A 21,313-nucleotide genomic window follows, 5' to 3' on the forward strand; every position below is an offset into this window, starting at 1 on the left:
ACGTTAGGCCATGAATCGAGTCCTCAATTAGCGAATTCGGTATTGAGACTTCCCTGAATTTTTGGCTTCGTACAGGCCTTCATCGGCGCGTTGGAACATCGGGGCGATATCACGATAATCTTCCACAATTTGGGTTGTCGCCCCGATACTGACCGTTAGTTGTTCACTGACAGGCGAGTAGCCGTGTCTGATTTTCAATTCAGACACTTTTCTTTGAATAATATGTAACTGCTTTTCAATATTGATTGGAAAATCATTGAAAAAGACCAAGCAGAACTCTTCACCACCGTATCGACATGCAATTTTTTCCATCGTTATCTCGTCGTCAGCCAGTGCCTTTGACAGTTTTTTCAATGCTTCATCGCCCGACATATGGCCATAGTTATCATTGAATTGTTTAAAGTGGTCAATATCGAGCAGGACAATTGCGACATATTGATATTGTTGTTGAGAGATATAGTTTTCAAGTGATTCGTAAAGACCACGACGGTTTGCAAGTCCTGTTAGCGGGTCATGAAAAGATTGCCACTTTAACTTTTCGCTTTTGTCTTCAAGCTCTGAAATAAGTTTATTGATGTAACGGGCAAAACTACGCATCTCTTTGGAATAAAAACTGTTTTCGCAGGGAAGCTTGCCGCCGGTCTGTTCAAAAACGGTGAGTGCTCGCTGTGCTCGGTTGATTGGGCGAATCATAAACGTCACGATACCCACGTTAAAAAGTAACATAATCATCGCAAAGCTTGAGAGCGCGTAGATTTCAGGAATCGTTAGAAATTCGGGAATTTTTTCTGGGTGAGAAATATCAATCGCCAGAATATCTTGGTCGAGCGCATCCTTTTTGTAAATAAAGCTGTGGTTTGGCGGTGCAATCTGGAGGTCAGTATCAAAGAAAGTACGCATGGTAATTCCCACGCCCGTGGCTTGTTCTACATCACTGATAAATTGAGGCTCAATCTGACGGATAAAAAACAAATAGCCGTATTGGCAATCATACCCCGTGCTTTTGCAAAGCTTAGCGTAGGAGATAAGGTAGGGACGATTTTGAAACACCGTATATTCTACGGCAGAAGTAATATGGTTTGAGGGCAGAGCTTTGGCGTTACTCAACAGAGAATGACCCAAAAGCGCATTGGATTCAGAGCGCCTAGGCATGTCTAGAAAATTCACATCATAAACATGATTATTTTGATACTGACCACTCCATATGGGGCGCATGTCAGTATCTAAAATCACAATGCCATCAATGAGTTTCGATTCAAACGCATGAGGCCCGATATTATCGCGAATGAACTCCTTGGTCGGATTTTTGGTAAATTCGATCATCGAATCCCAGGCTGCGTAATCTTCTAGTGAGGTTTGTAACTCTCGTTCAGCCATCGACAATAAAATCTCGACACGTTCAATCTCATTTTTCTGTCTTTCGGTTACGGCAGTAACTTGCTGATCAAAGCTCCAGAACGCTTTGAATGTAAAGTAGAACACCAAGAACAGCAGTACTACCAACACCGACATCAACAGGGTTAATTGTCTTAGAGTTAAATTTTTAAGTTTACGCACTGAGCTTGGAATTTCCTTAGAGCAATAAAGCGAGAGCGGAGGATAATAGATAACTTTAGTTTAGCCTAAAATAATCCATTGTTGGATTTTTGAATCTCTAATGGATTATTTTTATTTTGTTATAAAGAAACAGTGGTACAGGTCTAAACTTGTTGAAAAAGTAGCTTTATTCATTAGTAAATACAATCGCTTACAAGTGAATTGTTTTCGGTTCAGGAATAAGAACCGGTAAAGTTAACCCTCAGACTTACGTTTACATCGTCAGGATAATCCGTTAAGGCAAGAACATAAAAAAAGATTTAGAGACATCTTTTATTACTGACTTGGATTTCAACATGTCTGCCCCCATTTTTATAACTAGTAAGGTCGCTCGTTGGCCTAGCAGTGTAATTTAGCTTGTCTTTTATGAGGTTCGATAGGAGGCATTTATGACACGATATCCTCACTTACATTTCACGGTTTCTGAACGCCACGATGATCAAACTCGACTTCAAGCATGGCCTCAGGCGGCGCCTTTTCCGAGAAAAGCATCGGGTGAATATTTTACGGTTGAAAATCGTTTTGTCTTACCTACTGAAGTGATGCTTTACATTTTGCGTCACGATCCGGCACTCGGTCCTAAAGCTACGGTTCATTAGTGGTAAGCCAACCATGCAGAATAATCTATGATAAGGTAACTAAGGTGGTGTTAACCATCACTGAGGTTTGCGCCAAATTATATTGGCGAATAAAGTCATTTAAACAGTCAGCCACTTACCGACATCGTGGGTGGTTGAAATAAAGACCGCTTCCCCTGAAATGGTTGAAACGGCTAAGGATTATTATGGATGGATACCGTTTGGATTAAGAATCCACTCGCGATTTACACTGCAAATCAGCACGATGCTCGAGGTGGGCTGCTGGTGCGTGGTAATCGGATTATTGAGTTGGTGGCAAAGGACACCACGCCAACGAACCACGTCGATTATGTGGTGGATGCATCACAACATGTGGTGACTCCAGGGTTGATTAATGCACACCATCATTTTTATCAAACTCTGACTCGCGCCTACCCTGATGCGCTCAATAAAGAGCTTTTTCATTGGTTGAAAAGTTTATACCCGGTTTGGGCACACCTTGATGCTGAAATGATGAGTGTTGCCAGCGAACTTGCCCTAGTTGAGTTAATGCGCTCAGGGTGTACGACCGCTTCTGATCATCATTATCTTTTCCCCGACGGCCTTGAAAATGCCATCGATTTACAGATCGATGCGGCGCAGCAATTGGGCGTACGCGCTATTTTTACTCGTGGTTCAATGAGTTTGGGTGAAGATCAAGGCGGTTTACCGCCAAGGCAAACCATTCAACACGAACATACCATTATCGATGACAGCAAGCGGCTTATTAGTGAATACCATCAGCATCATTATGGCGCGATGATTCAAATCGCTCTGGCACCTTGCTCACCTTTCTCAGTGACCACTGAGTTGATGAAAGAGACGGCTCGCATCGCTGAGCAAGAGCAAGTCATGGTGCATACGCATTTGTGTGAAACCAAAGATGAAGAGCAGTTCTGTATCGAGCGTTTTGGCCTGCGTCCGGTCGACTATCTTGAAGATGTTGGTTGGCTGAATAAACGTACCTGGCTGGCTCATGGTATTCATTTCAACCAAGAAGAAATCACCCGTTTGGGGCGCGCAAAGGTTGGGGTTTGCCATTGTCCCACGTCGAATATGATGTTGGCATCTGGGATATGCCGTAACCTTGAGTTGGAGAAAGCCGGGGTCAAGGTTGGGCTCGGGGTTGACGGTTCAGCATCAAATGATGGCTCGAATATGATTGCAGAAGTACGCATGGCAATGTATTTACAGCGCTTACAGTATGGCTCTGCGGCAGTAACCCACACAGATGCCTTACGCTGGGCCACCAAAGGTTCCGCCTTAGCGATGGGACGGCATGATATCGGAGAGTTAGCCGTCGACAAGCAAGCCGATATCGCGATGTTCAAACTCGACGATATTCGTTTTTCTGGTAGTCATGATCCATTGGCTGCACTTCTTTTGTGTGGTGCTCAGCAAGCGGATAGAGTTATGATCGCTGGCCAGTGGCGTGTTCACGACGGTGAAGTACAAGGTGTTGATTTGGCTTCATTGATTGACCGCCATCGCCGCGCTGCGAAACGATTAGCAAAGTCGGTCATGAGGTAAAATAGGGTCAAGTGGTTGAGGATGCACTCGCCACTTGGTCTTGTGACTTAATCGCGCATTGAAACTCAATAGGTGGTGGTCATTAATAAAAGCATGAGTAGTATGGGTTCATGCTTTTTTATGATGGTTATAAACGTTATTACATGGTTTTTACTAGGTTCTTTTATTAATTTTAATCTTAATTTTTCAACGGTTTGTTTTTTATATGAATATTTATTTCATCACTATTTCTAACTATTTTATATGTTATTAACTGGGATGAAACAGTGTTATTTATCAGCATTTCACGTTTATTTATTGTACTGCACAGAAATAAATTTCCACCTCGATCATGATCACTAATAATATTAGTTATATTCGATCAAATATTAGCTTTAAATATAGTTGTACCGCGGTTTAGCCAAATGATATTGAGCTAGCATGCTGTACGATGAATGACCTTCCCCCTCACTTATCTCTTTGAGCTGTGAATTGGTTAGCCCGCAACAATAATATTCTTACCTCCTACTCCAGCGGAGAATAAACTATGTTGCACAAAATAAAATGGGTGAATGCAGGGCTAGTCAAGCTTTGGTGTTTGCTCGTGATAACGCTCGCTGCCGGTGCCGTTCATGCGGCGACAACCACCTTCACCAATCCCGTTTTTGAAAATGGCGCGGATCCTTGGGTGGTGTTTTATAAAGGCAATTACTACTCGACGACAACCACGTGGAGCTCGCAGCTCGAAATGCGTAAATCGCCGACGCTAGCCGGGTTGGCTGATGCCACGCCTGTCAATATCTGGTCAGAGACCAACGAAGATCGCTGCTGTAACTTTTGGGCCTTTGAATTTCATCGATTAAAAGGTCCCAATGGATGGCGGTGGTATGTGCTGTATACCAGTGGCCGTGACGGTACGTATGATTACCAACATCAATCCGTACTGGAAAGTGTTGGGGACGATCCAATGGGGCCTTACGAATACAAAGGGTCACCAATGGCAGACAGTTACAACATTGATGGTAGTTACATTACGATTCATAACCAGTTGTATTTGATGTATTCCCAATGGCAGGGTGATGAGCAACGTAACTTCATCATTAAAATGAAAAACCCATGGACAGTGGAAGGGCAGCCAACGTTACTTTCGAGGCCAAGTGAAGATTGGGAGCGTACTGGGCTGAATGTCAATGAAGGCCCAGAGCCTCTTATTCACAATGGGCGGGTGTTTGTGGTTTATTCAGCAAGCTATTGTGCGACCCCAGATTATAAGTTAGCGCTACTTGAACTGACTGGGGATGACCCACTTGATCCGAATGCATGGACTAAATCTGAAGAGCCAGTATTTACCAAAGCGAATGGTGTTTACGGCCCTGGTCATAACGGTTTCTTCAAATCTCCGGATGGAACGGAAGATTGGTTGGTTTATCATGGTAATGCGGGTGAAGATGATGGGTGTAGCACTCTTCGTGCTCTACGCGCTCAGCCATTTACGTGGAATGCCGATGGGACGCCTAACTTTGGCGAGCCAGCGGGAAGCGACCAACAAATCAATGTACCGTCAGGGGAAAATGGACCACTTTGGGTTCAGCCAGAAGCGCCAATGATGTTGTTAAATCAATATGTTCCAGCTAATGAAGGCGCGCTGATGATTCAAAGCAGTACACCGGTTATCGTCGATCAAATTGCTGATGGCAAAGTTCGATTCGCCGACTTTACCGGGCAATTTTTATCGGGCGCCGCCTGTGGCGGAGAGCTTGCCTTCTTACCTTGGCAAAATAAAGAGTGTCAGACATGGCAATTTGATGTGGCGCAAGCTGGGCTACTGACCGTGACCAATAGCGTTAATCAGCAGCCATATTCGGCCTGCACAGGTGAATATTGTAATTTGTGGGGGCTTTCTCCACTTGGAGCGGTGGCTATCGTCAGCGCGCAAAGCGGTAAAGTGGTTACGGCGACACAGAGTTCAACGGTGCAACAGCCTTGGACAAACCAAGCCAGTCAAAAATGGTGGTTACGTCCACAACAAGATGGCAGCGTGACGATGGTGGCTGATAGCGACCAAAGCCGCTGTCTTAATGTCAGTGGTAACACCACCGTGTTTGGGCGCTGTGATAGTGAGGCAAGTAAATGGTATTTACATCCTCGCGATGAAGGCGGCTATCGCATCGTTTCTAAAGCCAACCAGCGTTTACTTGACCTGTCTTATTGTGATCTTAACGATGGCGTCAGTGTCGGTGTCTATGATGACTTAGACAATATTTGCCAACGTTTCTATCTGCGAGACGTCAACTAGCGATTGAATACATCGTGTTTTGGGAAGGGATATAAAAAGGCGCTGCCTGAGGCAGCGCCTTTTTTAGGTTAAACATACGCAAACGAGCTTAACAGTCATTAACAGGCTTTACCCACATGACACTCACTTCGATTTTGACCACCTTTACTTTTGTTCCTTGCGTAAGGGGTTGGTCGCTGCGTACTTTCCAGTTAATACCAGAATAAGCGTAGAACACATCATCGCTGTGCGCGTTGACATCACCTGTTAACACAAATGTCTGCTGAGCAAAATCAGAGGGTTCGTTGTCTGCCGTTGAACCCGAGCGATTTTGGAGTTTTTTGAGTGGCTTCCAAAGCACGAGAGCCAAAACAAAAGTCACGACTAAATTCGCCCAAATCGCGGTGGTGACGTTGACGCTTAACCAATCCATCTGCATCGCGATGCCCGTTGCCAACAAGGACAAGCCAACAAAAAACAGAATGAAGGTGGCAAAGCCAAGTACCGCAACTTCGATGATCAGAGCGATGATCCCAAGGCTCATCAACAGCTCTGGCAAGTAATCCAGTAGCGAAGTCATCGCTTACGCTCCTGGTTTTTTATTCAGAGCGTTAATGATCGACATGCCCTGAGCCACCAGTGAACTGGCATCGGTCGCGTTGTCAGGCAAGAGCACCACCGACGACTCTTTGGCAATCGCCTGTTTGGCTTCAATTGCTTTTGTTGCCAGGTCAAGCTGAATCGCTTTTTGACCTTCTTCGGTATTCGCAGCATCACCGACCGTTTTTAGCGCTTCGGCTTGAGCTTCGGCGACTGCGATGATCGCTTTTGCTTCGCCTTCTGCGCGTAAGATTTGCTCGGTTTTGTCTGCTTCAGCAGCCAATACTTGGGCTTGTTTCTTACCTTCAGCCACGTTGATCGCGGCTTGACGATCCCCTTCTGATTCAAGAATCTGCGCACGTTTGACTCGCTCGGCTTTCATTTGTGCTTCCATGGATTCCATGATCGAATTTGGCGGCACAATGTCTTTAATTTCGTAGCGGAGAACCTGAATTCCCCACGGCTCAGAAGCTTGGTTTATTGAGGCAACAATGTTGGTATTCAGCAGATCGCGCTCTTCAAACGTTTTGTCGAGCTCCATTTTACCCAGTTCAGAACGCATTGTGGTTTGGGCTAACTGTGTGACGGCAAACGTATAATCATCAACCCCGTAAGTCGCTTTATACGGGTCGAGAACCCGAAAATAAAGCACACCATCAACCACTAAGGAGATATTGTCTTTGGTGATCGCCGATTGTGAAGGCACGTCTTGCGCCTGCTCTTTTAGGCTACGCTCTGCAGCGATACGGTCAATAAAGGGAATAATAAAGTTAATACCGGCTAACTTAGTTGATTGGTATTTACCAAAACGTTCAACCAGCCAAGCTTGGTTTTGCGGGACGAACTTAATGCCGCTTTTTAAAATCGCGAGGATCAGAACAAGTGCGACAATCGGCACGATGTTGGAAAAAATTATATCCAATGGATAGTTCATTGACGTTTCCTATGTGGTCAGTACTGTTCCCATTCTACTATCAACTGCTTGTTTAAGCAGAGATTTCATCATAAAGCTTCAAACAGGTTCACAGATCGAGTCGCTAGACGATTTCGCCTACACCGAACGGGGCAATAAAAAGTGTAGTCGTTAATGCTGGGTTTGCTTTCGTTGGCGTTTTTTAGTACATCGCTGGGTGTATTTATTCGCGAATGTTTAGTCTTAGCAACCACTTAAGTAAATTTATTAGGCGATAGCTGTTTTATAAATGTGTCAATATTGTTACGGTAAATAGGTAAGCATGAGGTTTACAAGTGTTTTACTAGACAGGAGTCAGTTTTGAACATTTCAACTTATTTTAAACAGGCATTGGTGTGTGGTATCGGCGTATTAATGAGTACGCACGAGGTTTTGGCGCAAACACACATTGCAAACCCGGCGATCATTGCGCACCGTGGAGATTCGTTTCACGCGCCGGAGTCAACTATCCCTGCCTATCTACTGGCATGTAAAATGGGCGCAGATTACTTAGAGCTCGATCTCCAGCGGACCAAAGATGGTCAATTGATTGCCCTTCATGATAATAATCTTAAGCGCACGACCAATGTGGAAGATGTCTATCCGCAGCGTGCTGCTGAACCCGTGAGTGCATTTACCTTAGAAGAGTTGCAAGCTCTAGATGCGGGGAGTTGGTATAATCAAAGTTACCCTGAAAGAGCCCGTCCATCCTACAAAGGCTTAAAAATTGTAACGCTCGATCAAGTGAGTGAAATTGCGAAAGCTTGTCCTTCTCAGCCGGGGTTATACATAGAAACTAAGGTGCCGAAGTTATTCCCTGGCATTGAGCGCGATCTCAAGCAATATCTTCAATCTGAAGGGTGGTTAGAGGCCGACAAAGCGGGCCAAGTTATTTTGCAAACTTTTGAAAAGCCAAGCTTAGTCGAGCTGCAAAAGGTGATGCCGACCATCCCTAAAATTCTCTTGTTGTGGACCGGTGATGGCTACATTGATGAGAAGCCAATGGCAGCGAAAGCAGACGATGAATCTTATGCCGATTATTATGCTCGTAAGCAAGTGGCCTCGCCGCAAGCTTTTGAAGAGTGGCTCGATTTTGCTAAGCAAAATGGTGCGGCAGGGGTAGGCCCTTCAACGGTTCAAACCGAGCGTTCCGGTCCGTTCTCAAGTCAATTTAGCTATATGGATTTAGCTTTACCTTGGATGGTGAAAATGAGCCACGATAAAGGGCTGTTAGTGCATGCGTATACGGTTGACCAAGTATCGGATCTCAAAACCTATCGTCAGCGTGGTGTGGATGGCTTCTTTACCAACGACCCGCAAACGGCTGCGAAGACGTTTGGACGCGATGTCCCTGATGAGGTTGACCAAACGTTAAGTACGCTTTCGTATTAATACGCATCGAGTAAGATTACTGGCAAGCGCTCAACACCGAGCGCTTTTTTTGCCTAAAAATTAAACCAATAACCATTAAATGTCGCCTGAAATAAATGACTGCTTAATATCGCGAGAAGGATTATTTGCGTTATGTCTACACAACGTTTTGCCTGTTATTACTTGGCTCTGTTTGTGGGTACTTTTATTATCCGCGCAGCGTTTATCCCTGATGTGAATACGCTTGGGTCGACTTACACTCAAGCCTATACCAGTGTGTATTTTATCTCTAAGCCTGAGTTAGTGCTGATTGCCGTCTACGGGCTAATGGTGTGTTGCTCGGTAAAACGTGCAGGGTACAGCGGACGCAGCTATCTGCTGTTTTTCCCACTGTTTGCTGGCATCTTTGATGTCTTACTGGCGCCATTCCTATTTATGCCGACCATTCTGAAGATTTTAGGTTTACTGTTTGGTTTACTGGGGCCAATTCAAGACGATATCCATTTGCGTAGCCAATCTTCTTTATCACGATGACAAACAGGCCTCGATAAAATAACAGCAGCCAATTGGCTGCTGTTTTCATAATACAAAACCTTGGGTTACTGGCTGAGTTTGTAGGCCAGAACTGAGTCTCCGGTTTTGGTACCGATAGAGCCATGTCCACCGGCGACGATGACCACCATTTGCTCTCCTTGGCTGTTTAAGTAAGTCATTGGCGTCGCTTGACCACCCGCAGGTAGACGTGATTTCCACAATTCTTTACCACTGGTCAAGTCGTATGCTCGAATGTAGTTATCCATTGCTGCGCCCATAAAGGCGAGCCCACCATCGGTGATGATCGGACCGCCAATTCCCGGTACGCCCATTTCAATCGGTAATGGCAGTGGGGTCATGTCTTCTATGGTGCCATTTTTGTGTTGCCAAGCGATATGACCGGTAGTGAGTTCAGCACCAGCGACAAAGCCCCAAGGCGGTTGCTGACATGGTACACCCAGTGGCGACATAAATGGCTTCAATTCAACGGCATAAGGTGCCCCTTCATTGGCGTTGACCCCATGTTCGCCAGTATTGACTTCCGCCAATGAATAGCCTTCGTCGTCTTTGGGAACAATGGTTGATACAAATGCAAAGCGCAGCGGCATACCAAACATGACCTGACGTTTAGGATCGACCGCAACACTGCCCCAGTTAAACACACCAAAGTTACCGGGGTAGACAATGGATCCCTGCTTAGAAGGAGGGGTATAACGGCCTTCATAGCGTAATTGTTTAAATTGGATTCGGCAGATCAGTTGATCCACGAGAGAAGCCCCCCACATGTCACTCTCTTCAAGTTCCGGTGGGTTGAAACTCAGCGCAGAGCTTGGTTGCGTTTCAGCGGCAAAGTCCCCTTCAATGGTGCCTTGTGGGGCAGGCTGCTCTGTGATCGGTAAGATAGGTTCGCCTGTTGCTCGGTTCAGTACATAAACATCCCCTTGTTTGGTCGGTGCGACCAATGCAGGCACTGTTTCACCATCAATGGTTAAATCGAGTAATACTGGCTGCGCAGGGGTGTCCATGTCCCACAGGTCGTGGTGAACAAACTGCTGAACCCACTTCGCTTGCCCCGTTTTTGCATCAAGAGCGACCACTGAGCTTGAGTATTTCTCTTCGGCCTCATTACGGTACATACCGAGTTGGTCCGGTGTACGGTTGCCCATTGGGAAATAAATTAACCCTAGCTCTTCATCCGCACTGGCGACCGACCAACTATTCGGCGAGCTTACCGTATAGGTTTCACCCTCTTTAAGTGGTGAGGTATCTTCAGGGTTCGCAGAATCCCAGTTCCAAACCAGTTCACCGGTCTGTGCATTGAACGCCCGAATGACGCCTGATGGTGAGTTAATGTCATAGTTATCATTGACCGCGCCTGCGACCACGACCACACCATTGGTGACTACCGGTGGTGAAGTGGAATAGTAATAGCCGGATTGCTTAAACGGCATATGCTGCATTAAATCGAGAACACCATCTTTCGCAAAGTTACGACACAAAGCGCCGGTACTTGGGTCAATGGCCAGTAAACGGGCATCTGAGGTTGGCATAAATAGCCGTGCGTCACAGGTGACAGGCGCCAAGTTTTCAGTATGCAGATTCGCGTTTTGAGTTGACGCTTCGCTGAGCTGTAAATCACCGTTTTGTGCAGGAAGATAAGAGACGCCGCGGCAAGTTTGGTGCTGGCGCTGACTTTCCTCTGGTACTTTCGCGTCGTATACCCAGCGCTTTTTACCGGTATCTGCATCAAGTGCCACCAGCCAGTTATGCGGAGTACACAAGTAAAGTGTATTTCCTAATTTTATTGGCGTGGCTTGATAGGTGGTTTCGGTAACATCTTGTGGGCCTTTCTGGTCACCAGTTTCCATGCGCCAAGCTTCGGTCAACTGGCTAATATTCTGAGTATTGATTTGATTTAAAGGTGAGTAGCGTTGTCCGTAATTACTTCGTCCATAGCTCGTCCACTCGTCATCACCAATCCCGCCCATGTTTGGAGAGGCATTTACTTGCTCAGTAGGGAGCGTTCCTTCAATAGTGTGGGTAGTATTGAACAGCGAGCCTAACGTTACTACGGCACTCAGCGCCCAAACGACAAATAAAAAGCCTGTGGAGTAAGGGTTCGCTTTTCGGTAACCGAGCAGTAATGGAATAGCGAATAGGAGCGGGATTCCCATTCTTGATGACAGAGGCCACCAATCAAAACCTGACTCACTCAACGCCCACAATGACGTACCGAGTAGAAACAGGGCGTAGAGGTAATTGGCAAAAATACGTTTTGATGTGAATAAAAAGTAACTGGTAATCAGCAGTGCCAGTCCTGCTAAAGCAAAATACCCGCTACCACTCAGGGAGACTAACCAAATACCACCAGCGGTTAATATAATCCCGAGCAGCGCCAAAATGACCGCGAACAGTCTCATGTGCTCTCCTTAGTTAATGATGCGAAAGGCCGTATAAGTAGCTCTAAACGTTATTAATCGTGGTTTAATGAGTGATTTATGTCAAACATATGAGTGAGAATGTCGTAACAATTGTAAATAAATGTGTACTTGCGCGATGGGCGTATCAACTGACGTGACTGCTTAGCGTGTGCTATCTCGGTGGGTTGGCGTTGTTGTGATGTGTAAACCTGAGCGAATTAACATTTTGTGTCGAAACAGGATATCGAGCGAATTGCTTCGAATGGCGGTTTTATGCCACTGCATTTAAACTCAAAAAGCTAATAGCTAAAGCGTGGAAGAGACGCCCCATCAAAAATACGATGATGGGGCAGTGATAGACAGTGAAGAGTTAGAGCCCAGCTTCGGTGAGCACCGAAATTTCTTGATCGCTAAGTTCAATCTCCATTGCTTTTACAAACCCTTCAACATGCTCGCGTTTTGTTGCACTAACGATTGGCGCAGTGACGCTTTGCTGGGCAATCAACCATGCCAATGCGACATGAGCAGGCTGCGCATTTTGCGCTTCCGCAATATCATCAAGTGCATTTAAAATTCGAAATCCTTTGGCGTTGAGGTATTTTTCAATGCCCTGCCCACGCTGGCTCTGACCCAAGTCTTGATGGCTACGATATTTACCGGATAAAAAGCCAGAAGCAAGGCTGAAGTATGTGACCACACCAATATTCTCTTTCAGACACAAGGTTTGCAGGTCACGATTAAAGCCATCACGGTCATATAGATTATATTCCGGTTGCAACACTTGATAGGTTGGTAGCTTGTGAGATCGGGCTTGTTTGAGTGACTCATAAAGCTGTTTGGCGTTAAGATTCGAGGCGCCAATGGCGCGAATTTTACCTTGTTGCATCAAGGTTTCATACGCAGAGAGTGTTTCCTCATACGGGGTATTCTCATCGGGCCAATGAGAAAAGTAGAGGTCAATATAATCTGTTTGCAAGCGACGCAGTGAATCTTCGACGGCTTGCATGATCCAGCGTTTCGATAAGCCTTTTTTATCAGGGCTTCCCATTTCTGAACCGACTTTGGTAAACAGCGAGACTTTTTCGCGCATACCCGGCCGCGCTTTAAACCAATTGCCTAATATGGTTTCGGACTCCCCACCTTGATTCCCTGGTGCCCACGCGGAATACACATCGGCGGTATCAATGGCATTAAACCCTGCATCGACAAACGCATCTAAGATCTCAAAGCTGGTCTTTTCGTCAATGGTCCAGCCGAACACATTACCGCCAAACACTAAAGGAACGAGATTAATATCAGTATTACCAAGTAAAGTTTTGTTCATGGTATCTCCTCAATTTATGTCTATCACACTGTCGTGACTCCAGCACTACACGATATCGTCGACCACACCGCCATCGACTCTCAATGCCGCCCCACTGGTTGCAGAGGCTTGCTGTGAGCAGACATAAACCACCATGTTGGCCACTTCCTCGACACTCGCCGCTCGTTGAATAACCGAGCTTGGACGATTCGCCATGACAAATTCTTTTGCGACTTGCTCAATGCTTTTACCCGTGCGTTGTACTTCCTCTTCGACCATTGAAGAGAAACCATCGGAAATCGTCGGTCCGGGGAGTACGCTGTTTACAGTAATACCGCTGCCTGCCAAGCGTTTGGCGAGACCACGTGCCAGCGAAAGTTGGGCAGTTTTGGTGACGCCATAATGAATCATATCCGCAGGTATGTTGCGTGCTGATTCTGATGAAATAAAGACGACGCGACCCCAGCCACTATCTTGCATATCAGGGGTTAAGGCTTTAGCCAGACGTACACCGGACATCACATTGGTCTGCCAATAGTTTTGCCAAGTATCGTCATCGGTTTCATAGAAATCGGCGGGGCCATAAATGCCAGCGTTGTTCACCAAAATGTCGACACCGGACACGGAGGCCAGTAAGTCATCGCAGCCTTGGGCGGTACTTAAATCTGCCGCGACGGCCGTGATGGAGGCGTTTGGAAGCTCGGTTTTGAGGGTGTTTTTAGCCTTTTCAATGCTTTGTGCTGAACGACCATTTAAAATAACCTGCGCACCGCTTGCGGCAAGCCCTTTAGCGATGGCATAACCAATGCCGCCCGTTGATGCGGTAACCAGTGCTTTTTTTCCATCTAATCGTATTTCCATTGTGCCTCCTATTACCTTGTCTCAAAAAGAATTTTGTCAGCCAATGATTCAATGAATATTGGAATAATCCATTGTAAGCAGGTGTTTTGATTGATTAAATGGAGACGATTTCAATAGCTTATTTCCAAAAGGTAAAGAATGCAGGGTCTGACGGATTTACTTGGAATGCGGGTTTTCGAACGGGTAGTGAGTTTGGGAAGCTTAACCGCCGCTGCCGAAGACTTAGGGCTGTCACTGGGGGCCGTATCTAAACGATTAACTAACTTTGAACAGCGTCTTGGCACTCAACTCATTCATCGCAGTACGCGTAAATTATCGGTCAGTGATGAGGGACGATCGCTCTATCAACATATTCGGCGCATTCTTGATGAAGTGGATGAGGCAGAAGAGTCGTTGAGGAACCAAAAATCTCAGCTTTCTGGTAGCTTGAAAATCACTGTGCCGACCAGCTTTGGTCAACGCCATTTGTTACCCGCTTTAAGTGAGTTTAGCCAACGTTACCCGCAAATCCGCCTGCAACTGCTCTTTAGTGATGAATTAAAGGACCTGATTGAAGAGGGGATTGATGTCGCCATTCGCTATGGCGAACTGCCTGATTCTCGGCTGGTGGCGCGTAAGTTACTGACCAACCGGCGTGTGCTCTGTGCTTCCCCTGATTATTTGCAGCAGTTTGGGTATCCCACCAGTATTGATGATTTGGTAAAGCACCGCTGCATTGTGATGGGGCATCATGTTGAAACCGAGTGGCGCTTTGCGGAGCACAAAGTTCATATCCATGGTTACATGGCGTGTAATGATGGTGAAGCGTGTCATCGTCTCGCCCTGCAGGGGGTTGGCGTGGTGATGAAATCGTACTGGGATGTTGCTGATGACCTCAATTCTGGGCGTTTAGTACAAGTGCTGCCACAATTTGCCATCATTGAAGCCCCCATCAACTTGGTGTATTTACGCAGCCAAGATCTTGCGCCGCGGGTAAAAATGTTTGTCGAATACTTGGTATCTGAAATGGCCGAAATTGATCGCCAGCCTTTGTTATCGGGTCAATCGCTTGGTGACTGACTTTCATCTCAGGGCGCTTCCTGCTAAGTTTGGATCATTCTCCTTACCAGAGTGAACCCAATGAAAATATTCAGTAATTTTGAAAGCGGAAATATCCTTGTCGAAAAAGCCCAATCGCCGGAGGATATTCAGCTATCGATTCCTTGTGATAACCAGTCTGAATTTGCTCAGTGGTTTCACTTTCGCCTAGAAAGTGAACCGCAAGTCTCTCATCAATTTAAGTTAGTTAATCTTGCCAAATCCGCCTATCCAGAAGGTTGGAAAGATTACGATGTGGTGGCGTCTTATGATCGCGAAGAGTGGTTCCGTATTCCGGCCCAGTTTGATGGTGATACCTTAACCTTTAAAGTGATTCCAGAATATGGCTCGATGTATTTCGCATACTTTGCTCCATACTCTTACGATCGTCATCAAGATTTACTGCATCAAGCGCAGATGAATCATAACGTTACGCTGGAAACACTCGGTCATACGCTAGATAACAACGACATGAGCTTACTCACCATTGGTGAACCGGAAGAGGGTAAAAAACGCATCTGGGTTATCGGCCGTCAGCACCCTGGAGAAACGATGGCAGAGTGGTTCATTGAAGGGTTGTTGCAGCGTTTGTTGGACGACACCGATACGGTTGGACGCGCTTTACTCGATAAAGCGGTGTTTTACGTCGTACCGAATATGAATCCCGATGGCAGCATTCGTGGGCACTTACGCACCAATGCGATTGGCGTCAACCTTAACCGTGAATGGGCAGAGCCAAGTTTAGATAAAAGCCCGGAGGTTTACTATGTGCGCGAGCGTATGTTGCAAACTGGGGTTGATATGTTCCTTGATATCCACGGAGATGAAGCGATTCCGTATAACTTTGTCGCGGGTAGCGAAGGCGTTCCAGGCTATGACGACCAGATGCAAAGCACAGAACAAGCGTTCAAGCATGCATTATTGACCATCTCGCCTGAGTTCCAAGATGAGGTAGGTTATCCAAAAGACAAGCCAGGAAAAGCCAATTTGACGGTAGGTTCTAATTGGGTGAACCACCAATTCCACTGCCTATCGTATACCGTCGAAATGCCGTTTAAAGATCACATTGCGCATCCTGATGAATTTTATGGTTGGTCGCCTGAACGTAGTGTGGCGTTTGGACAAGATGTTTTGGCGGCGGTGTGGGCCGTTGTCGATAAAGTTTAACGCCTTCAATAAGGACGTGATGACACTGAAAACCAGAGCTTGTGCTCTGGTTTTTTTTAACACGCTCCAAATCTTTTGATGGGTGATTTGAGGTTGCTCCACAATTTAGTCGGTTGGGTATTTTATTTAACGCAAATTTGTTGCCGCATAGTAGATATATGCGCCGTATGGTTGCTGGCAGTGGTGGTTAATTTTTTTGTGTGTTCATGTTCAAAGACGAAAAGTTAACCAACCATACGGCGCATGCTAACAACGTTGACAACAATAAAAATCTCAATTCATCAGGACGAAACATGAAAAACAAGTTGATGTTATTGCTAGCCGTTTTATGGCTGGCTGGCTGTGCTGGTTCCCAGCGCTACACCTATTATGTCGAACCCACGCCGCTTGTCGCGGAGCAATCGAAATATGTGTTGGGTAATGTCGATGTCCAGCTAACACTCGGGCACGGCGCGATTGAAGGCGATCGCACATTTGCTTCTCAGCGGGAATTGCAGCAGGAATTTGCCCAGTATTTGCAACACTTTCTAGAGCAAAGTGGCCACGCGGCAAAAGACAGTGCAAGTGCTGATGCGACAATTGATGTCGTCATCGATTACAAGCGCACGTTTAATTATGGTGGGCATGCGCTCAACAAGCCAGAAGTTGAGCACGCTATCGTGCTGAGCAAAAATGGCACTAAACTCGCGTCTTTTGAACAAGGGCCTTATACCACCAAGTATTCGTATCTTGAAGACTTGGCAGTCAATTTAAAAATTGCCAGTTTCAATTGGGATCAAGAAGACGAGCCAAGAGATGTCAGCTTGATTGCTGAACACTTGATCAAAGATGTGACACAAATTGGCCAATAACGGGTCGGTCAGAAAACAACAAACCCAGCATTGGGCTTGTTGTTATTCGATTGATTTATGCTAGCGAAAAATCGGCATCGTTGGTGAGCAGCGTGTAATCATCGTCATCGATATGAACCGTGATTTGGCTAAAGCTGTCGGCATCGTAGTTAAGCTCTTCGAGGTATTGATGATGTGCGCGGTCGACGGCGTCAACGTGATAGTCCAAATTACCGGCGAGTTCGACATCAAGGTCGACAATCACTAAGCCCATTTCAGATTGCGCATTGCTCTCAATTAATGCTGAGTCGACAGTTAAAGATTGGTCGGTTTGGCTACCATGAATCACTTCAAAGCCACTAAATTCAACCACATCGTCACCGTTGGTGATCAGCACATCAAATCCTTCGCCACCGTCAATTTGACGTGTTTGGCTAGAGCTGAGGGCATCACTTAATTCTGAGATATCAACGATGTCTTCACCGGTGCCCATATCGATATCAAACTCTGTCCATTGCGTGCCACCAAAATTTCCCATCACCAGTTGGTCGTCGCCTTCGCCCGTGTTGATGGTAAATAAATTGCTCCAACTGGCACTGTTACTTTCAACGCCAATGAATAGTGAGTCGTCAGAGTCAACACCAGAGGTATCAATATAGCCACGTTTTGCGCCAAGGACTTCCAATGCTGAATAGCCTAAATCCGATTGATTAATCAAGCTGACGTCCGTCACGTTATCAATGGTGGCTTCTTCATAATGCCCGTTAACGTAAGCCTCTTTATACGTTTCTCCCCAACTTTCTGTATACAGATACAGACTCGAGTATTGGCTGCCATCATTGCTGTTGTAATCAAACGCTCTTACACCATCGAACTGGTAGTTACCGCTAACGGTGATACCGTTGCTGCTATTCAGACCTAAAGAAGAGCCAGAACCGTCGACGTTGGAGGCACCAATAATCACACTCATCGTAAATTCCTTATTTCATTTCAAACACATCGAGCGCTGCGGTCAGCGCGAGGGGCATGATTCTAACGAAGGCGATGGCAAATGACTTATCACTGGTAATGGAATGGTCTTTTTTTGGTACTTATAAGAATATCAATCTCTTTTCTTATAATACAAAGACATAATAACAGCAGGATGTTGAATCTCGAAGGCGCTAATGATTAGGGTAAGCGTTTATCTATCTGATTTATAAGTCGTTAACTTTTTAAGCGCTGGTTTCGCATAAGGGAATAGTTTATTTTTCTAAGCTTTGGCAGTCTAGTTTTAAGGTTCGCCAAATAGGCTTAGAAAGGGTAACCCCTTTTCCAGGGGCGACGATTACTTGCGAGTGTGACGTGTATAAAGGCGAGTTTTGATTTTGCTCTGGGTTTTATGTTCCGGATAGAGCTTGATGACACCCTTTTGCAGAATCAAATTATTGGGGTAGGTAATCATATTGCCGCTTTCGTGCTTAATCAGAACGTGAAACATCGTAATATCGATAATTTCTCCACGTACATCTTCATCTTTATCCATCACTTTAATGCGATCGCCGATACGATAAGGAAAGACAAAGAATATGAGAAAACTGGCGGTAATGTTGCTCAAAATTGACCATTGTGCAACCAGCGCAACGCCAAGTACCGCAAAAATGGAAGACAGAAATAGCGCAATATCCCCGTAGCCAACACCGCTGATGATCAGTAACAGTGATAGAACGATTGCAGCCAACATGACGTTAAAGCATCGCAAAATAAAATTAAGCCGTAATGACTTAACTTGCTTTTTGCTCGCAAGGCTACGAATCGTTGCGTGTCCGCCTCGCTTTACCAAACGGTAACCAATGAGTAACGCAATAAGCCAGATCAATTTATGAATCAGGGATTCGGACAGGTAGTGGGTAAGAACTTCCATAAATGGCATGAGAATCGTTATGTTTTTTGCATAATAAGCGACTCTGCTATCTTCGCCAACGATTAGTTGTTATCGCGCTCGATTTAATTAGATGGCTTGCCGCGTCACCGGCTCTACACACTGTTTTTTGTCACTCGCAGACACTTCAATACGATTACGGCCATTGTGTTTTGCTTTATATAATGCGCTGTCGGCTTTTTCCGTCGCTTGCTGGAATGGCGTTTCTAGGCTGCATAGCGCGATGCCAATTGAACACGTAACTTGCTGTTGATGAGGCCAAGAATGCGCTGCCATCTGTTTATGAATTTGGCGCGCAGTAAAATAGGCTGACTCGATATCATCACAGCGTATTAAGCCGAGAAACTCTTCACCTCCCCAACGAATTAACGTTCCTTGGCTGCGTACGATGCTCTGTGCAATGTCAGCGAATTGAGTGAGAACATCATCGCCCACTTGGTGCCCATAACGGTCATTGAGGTGTTTAAAATGGTCCAAGTCGATATATAACAGACAAAACGGAGTGTGAAGAACCTTCAGCCGATGTACCAGTTCGAGACCGCCGCCGCGATTGAGCACTTTGGTTAAAGGATCAACCGTCGCTTGCTTTTGCAAGCTATGACTGCGTTCTGAGAGTTGGATCACTCGGCGTTTGAGGCGTTTTTGTTGGCAATGAATACGTTTTAGGTAGCGTATCAGTTGGTGAAGAAGAAACCATAACCAGATAAAACTGAGCAAACCGTAGAGTGTGAAATCAGGAATTAACTTACCTTGTGTCGAGAGTTGGTTGATCTTGATTTGATATAAGCCTTGTGGAGCGCCCTCAGGCGTGAGTATGGAAAGGCTTACGATATTCGTTAGGTCTACCATGCTACGCAACATATCCGCTTGGCTTGCTTCACGCCACCAATCGGCCACTTGGATATACTCGGTCGGTAGAGACAACCCATTGGTATGCTCATAGGTATCAAAATTAATTTGATGGATTTTATGATGCCAGTGCTTAGGCAGGTTCGGGTCATATTGATGAAGATAGACTCGAACCGGATAATCCTGCAGAGGCCAACCATCGCGAGTCATGCTTATGTTGAGATCTAAGCTTCCAAACTGAGAAAAGTTGAGGCCATGAGTCGCATCTTTTCCCAGTTGAAATGTGTATTCACAAAATGAGCGTGGATTCTGATCCGCGATCTGACATAAAAAGCCCGCCCCCTCCTGAAAAGGAAGGGCTATCGCCTTTGAGTTCCCGCCACCATAATCGCTGTTAGTTGTTATCGAGCCTGGAGAGTTCAAGAGGTTGAGGTTTCTCTGAGAACAAAAATGTAAGGCCAATAATGAAACCGTTAACGCGATAAGGAAGCCTATCTTTCCTTGATTTCCTAGCATTGTTAGGGATTATTTTTTTGTTATGTAACTGGTTCAGTATATGAGTCTACCGAAGGTCGATGTAATAAACTTAAGATTTATAATGTAATTATTATGCTTCACCATAAAAATATGGATGAAACGTTTGCATATTCATATCAAAGTCGCGTCAAAGAACTGGATTAAGCAGTTCAGTTAAATGATGTATCTGTTGGACATTTGATGGCAACGTGCCTTGGGTTTCATGACCTAATGGATTAAACCATATGCCATAAATCCCTGCTTTTATTGCGGATTCCACGTCGGTCTGATAGTTATCGCCAACCATCACGATTTGGTTGGGGGGGATGTCTAGGTGGTCGATGATGCGTGTAAAAAATTGGTCGGAACCTTTGCCAACGCCAAGCGTGTCATAGCAAAAGTAGCCAGAGAGATACTGCGCGAGTCCTACGCGCTCAAAGCAGCGTTGTATATCGGTTAGGCTAGAATCTCGCGCATTGGTGGCTAGGTAAATCTGATGATTTCTTCTGAGTGTGCTTAATACGGTCTCTGCATGCTCAACGAGACGTACTTCAGGCCAGTCACACATTTTTCCTTCAAAATGTTTAAAGTCGACCATAAGCGTATCACCCCAATCAAACAAATAAGTCGTCGTGCTTTTTGATGTCATTCCCTCTCCTCGTGATTAATCTTCCCTTGCTTCGAGTTAACATACTAAACAAAACAGCGGTCGTCAGTGTTTATCGTTGACGCTGGTAAAAGAAATGGCGTTGGGCAATTTACGGTCGAGAGGTTATCGAGTTGTTTGCAGCGAACTTAGTGTTGCTGTCTGCAATAAAAGAAGGCCCACGTGGGGACGTGGGCCTGAAAGGGCACTAATACCAATGCTAAAAATGTTTGGAGATGGTCAAATAATCCATATTGCGCCTTAAAAGT

At 45.6% G+C, this 21,313-nt stretch carries 18 protein-coding genes; 8 read left to right on the top strand and 10 right to left on the bottom strand.

The genetic code is table 11. The annotated features are described in order from the left end of the window. Positions 1–27: 27 nt before the first annotated feature. On the bottom strand, positions 28–1,557 hold the full coding sequence (locus ACFFUV_RS11585) for a sensor domain-containing diguanylate cyclase (RefSeq protein ID WP_390192738.1): 1,530 nt from the start codon (positions 1,555–1,557) through the stop codon (positions 28–30). A gap of 428 nt (positions 1,558–1,985) precedes the next feature. On the opposite strand from ACFFUV_RS11585, the gene ACFFUV_RS11590 reads away from it, so the two are divergent. The 3 genes from ACFFUV_RS11590 (at position 1,986) to ACFFUV_RS11600 (ending at position 6,018) form a co-directional block, all read left to right on the top strand. Beyond that, the gene (locus tag ACFFUV_RS11590; protein WP_390192740.1) at positions 1,986–2,195 is read left to right on the top strand and encodes a hypothetical protein; all 210 of its coding nucleotides are present in this window, start codon (positions 1,986–1,988) and stop codon (positions 2,193–2,195) included. A 189-nt stretch (positions 2,196–2,384) separates the two neighbouring features. After that, complete coding sequence (locus ACFFUV_RS11595) at positions 2,385–3,743, top strand: 8-oxoguanine deaminase (protein WP_390192743.1); 1,359 nt, start codon at positions 2,385–2,387, stop codon at positions 3,741–3,743. Between the two features lie 526 nt (positions 3,744–4,269). Beyond that, the gene (locus tag ACFFUV_RS11600) at positions 4,270–6,018 is read left to right on the top strand and encodes a family 43 glycosylhydrolase (RefSeq protein ID WP_390192746.1); all 1,749 of its coding nucleotides are present in this window, start codon (positions 4,270–4,272) and stop codon (positions 6,016–6,018) included. A gap of 88 nt (positions 6,019–6,106) precedes the next feature. Here ACFFUV_RS11600 and ACFFUV_RS11605 read toward each other — a convergent pair whose 3' ends face one another. Further along, positions 6,107–6,577: an NfeD family protein gene (locus ACFFUV_RS11605; protein WP_390192748.1), complete on the bottom strand. Its 471-nt coding sequence runs from the start codon at positions 6,575–6,577 to the stop codon at positions 6,107–6,109. Positions 6,578–6,580: 3 nt separating this feature from the next. Then, on the bottom strand, positions 6,581–7,531 hold the full coding sequence (locus ACFFUV_RS11610; RefSeq protein ID WP_390192751.1) for an SPFH domain-containing protein: 951 nt from the start codon (positions 7,529–7,531) through the stop codon (positions 6,581–6,583). A 339-nt stretch (positions 7,532–7,870) separates the two neighbouring features. Here ACFFUV_RS11610 and ACFFUV_RS11615 point away from each other — a divergent pair, with 339 nt between their 5' ends. Beyond that, positions 7,871–8,941: a glycerophosphodiester phosphodiesterase gene (locus ACFFUV_RS11615; RefSeq protein ID WP_390192754.1), complete on the top strand. Its 1,071-nt coding sequence runs from the start codon at positions 7,871–7,873 to the stop codon at positions 8,939–8,941. 132 nt (positions 8,942–9,073) lie between these two features. Further along, positions 9,074–9,454 carry a hypothetical protein gene (locus ACFFUV_RS11620; RefSeq protein WP_390192756.1) on the top strand — a complete coding sequence of 127 codons (381 nt, stop codon included), beginning with the start codon at positions 9,074–9,076 and terminating at the stop codon, positions 9,452–9,454. A gap of 65 nt (positions 9,455–9,519) precedes the next feature. On the opposite strand, the gene ACFFUV_RS11625 is transcribed toward ACFFUV_RS11620, so the two are convergent. From ACFFUV_RS11625 to ACFFUV_RS11635, 3 genes are all read right to left on the bottom strand, one after another. Further along, positions 9,520–11,874: a glucose/quinate/shikimate family membrane-bound PQQ-dependent dehydrogenase gene (locus ACFFUV_RS11625; RefSeq protein ID WP_390192757.1), complete on the bottom strand. Its 2,355-nt coding sequence runs from the start codon at positions 11,872–11,874 to the stop codon at positions 9,520–9,522. A 370-nt stretch (positions 11,875–12,244) separates the two neighbouring features. Next, positions 12,245–13,198: an aldo/keto reductase gene (locus ACFFUV_RS11630; protein WP_390192760.1), complete on the bottom strand. Its 954-nt coding sequence runs from the start codon at positions 13,196–13,198 to the stop codon at positions 12,245–12,247. A 45-nt stretch (positions 13,199–13,243) separates the two neighbouring features. Further along, positions 13,244–14,038 (bottom strand): SDR family NAD(P)-dependent oxidoreductase, encoded by a 795-nt coding sequence (locus ACFFUV_RS11635; RefSeq protein WP_390192763.1) that lies wholly within the window; start codon positions 14,036–14,038, stop codon positions 13,244–13,246. 138 nt (positions 14,039–14,176) lie between these two features. Between ACFFUV_RS11635 and ACFFUV_RS11640 the strand changes: the two genes are divergently transcribed. The 3 genes from ACFFUV_RS11640 to ACFFUV_RS11650 all read left to right on the top strand — a co-directional run bounded on the left by ACFFUV_RS11640 (position 14,177) and on the right by ACFFUV_RS11650 (position 17,133). Then, complete coding sequence (locus ACFFUV_RS11640) at positions 14,177–15,097, top strand: LysR family transcriptional regulator (protein ID WP_390192766.1); 921 nt, start codon at positions 14,177–14,179, stop codon at positions 15,095–15,097. 60 nt (positions 15,098–15,157) lie between these two features. Next, a complete protein-coding gene (locus ACFFUV_RS11645; RefSeq protein WP_390192768.1) occupies positions 15,158–16,282 on the top strand; it encodes a M14 family metallopeptidase in 1,125 nt (374 codons plus the stop codon). Between the two features lie 293 nt (positions 16,283–16,575). Beyond that, complete coding sequence (locus ACFFUV_RS11650; protein ID WP_390192771.1) at positions 16,576–17,133, top strand: hypothetical protein; 558 nt, start codon at positions 16,576–16,578, stop codon at positions 17,131–17,133. 55 nt (positions 17,134–17,188) lie between these two features. Here the strand turns inward: ACFFUV_RS11650 and ACFFUV_RS11655 are convergent, their stop codons facing one another. The 4 genes from ACFFUV_RS11655 to ACFFUV_RS11670 all read right to left on the bottom strand — a co-directional run bounded on the left by ACFFUV_RS11655 (position 17,189) and on the right by ACFFUV_RS11670 (position 21,047). Then, positions 17,189–18,082, bottom strand: coding sequence for a hypothetical protein (locus ACFFUV_RS11655; RefSeq protein WP_390192773.1), 894 nt, complete (start codon positions 18,080–18,082; stop codon positions 17,189–17,191). A gap of 357 nt (positions 18,083–18,439) precedes the next feature. Further along, complete coding sequence (locus ACFFUV_RS11660) at positions 18,440–19,024, bottom strand: mechanosensitive ion channel domain-containing protein (RefSeq protein WP_390192776.1); 585 nt, start codon at positions 19,022–19,024, stop codon at positions 18,440–18,442. A 78-nt stretch (positions 19,025–19,102) separates the two neighbouring features. Then, positions 19,103–20,398 (bottom strand): GGDEF domain-containing protein, encoded by a 1,296-nt coding sequence (locus ACFFUV_RS11665; protein WP_390192779.1) that lies wholly within the window; start codon positions 20,396–20,398, stop codon positions 19,103–19,105. 148 nt (positions 20,399–20,546) lie between these two features. Beyond that, positions 20,547–21,047 (bottom strand): HAD family hydrolase, encoded by a 501-nt coding sequence (locus tag ACFFUV_RS11670; protein ID WP_390192782.1) that lies wholly within the window; start codon positions 21,045–21,047, stop codon positions 20,547–20,549. Between the last annotated feature and the right edge of the window lie 266 nt (positions 21,048–21,313).

Source organism: Vibrio olivae (assembly GCF_042428525.1).
GTDB lineage: Bacteria > Pseudomonadota > Gammaproteobacteria > Enterobacterales > Vibrionaceae > Vibrio > Vibrio olivae.

What these genes read in the sequence shown, in the direction of transcription:
- ACFFUV_RS11590 (WP_390192740.1), top strand. Translation starts at nt 1,986, where the DNA reads ATGACACGATATCCTCACTTACATTTCACGGTTTCTGAACGCCACGAT.
- ACFFUV_RS11595 (WP_390192743.1), top strand. Translation starts at nt 2,385, where the DNA reads ATGGATACCGTTTGGATTAAGAATCCACTCGCGATTTACACTGCAAAT.
- ACFFUV_RS11600 (WP_390192746.1), top strand. Translation starts at nt 4,270, where the DNA reads ATGTTGCACAAAATAAAATGGGTGAATGCAGGGCTAGTCAAGCTTTGG.
- ACFFUV_RS11605 (WP_390192748.1), bottom strand. Translation starts at nt 6,577, where the DNA reads ATGACTTCGCTACTGGATTACTTGCCAGAGCTGTTGATGAGCCTTGGG.
- ACFFUV_RS11610 (WP_390192751.1), bottom strand. Translation starts at nt 7,531, where the DNA reads ATGAACTATCCATTGGATATAATTTTTTCCAACATCGTGCCGATTGTC.
- ACFFUV_RS11620 (WP_390192756.1), top strand. Translation starts at nt 9,074, where the DNA reads ATGTCTACACAACGTTTTGCCTGTTATTACTTGGCTCTGTTTGTGGGT.
- ACFFUV_RS11625 (WP_390192757.1), bottom strand. Translation starts at nt 11,874, where the DNA reads ATGAGACTGTTCGCGGTCATTTTGGCGCTGCTCGGGATTATATTAACC.
- ACFFUV_RS11630 (WP_390192760.1), bottom strand. Translation starts at nt 13,198, where the DNA reads ATGAACAAAACTTTACTTGGTAATACTGATATTAATCTCGTTCCTTTA.
- ACFFUV_RS11635 (WP_390192763.1), bottom strand. Translation starts at nt 14,038, where the DNA reads ATGGAAATACGATTAGATGGAAAAAAAGCACTGGTTACCGCATCAACG.
- ACFFUV_RS11640 (WP_390192766.1), top strand. Translation starts at nt 14,177, where the DNA reads ATGCAGGGTCTGACGGATTTACTTGGAATGCGGGTTTTCGAACGGGTA.
- ACFFUV_RS11645 (WP_390192768.1), top strand. Translation starts at nt 15,158, where the DNA reads ATGAAAATATTCAGTAATTTTGAAAGCGGAAATATCCTTGTCGAAAAA.
- ACFFUV_RS11650 (WP_390192771.1), top strand. Translation starts at nt 16,576, where the DNA reads ATGAAAAACAAGTTGATGTTATTGCTAGCCGTTTTATGGCTGGCTGGC.
- ACFFUV_RS11655 (WP_390192773.1), bottom strand. Translation starts at nt 18,082, where the DNA reads ATGAGTGTGATTATTGGTGCCTCCAACGTCGACGGTTCTGGCTCTTCT.
- ACFFUV_RS11660 (WP_390192776.1), bottom strand. Translation starts at nt 19,024, where the DNA reads ATGCCATTTATGGAAGTTCTTACCCACTACCTGTCCGAATCCCTGATT.
- ACFFUV_RS11665 (WP_390192779.1), bottom strand. Translation starts at nt 20,398, where the DNA reads ATGCTAGGAAATCAAGGAAAGATAGGCTTCCTTATCGCGTTAACGGTT.
- ACFFUV_RS11670 (WP_390192782.1), bottom strand. Translation starts at nt 21,047, where the DNA reads ATGACATCAAAAAGCACGACGACTTATTTGTTTGATTGGGGTGATACG.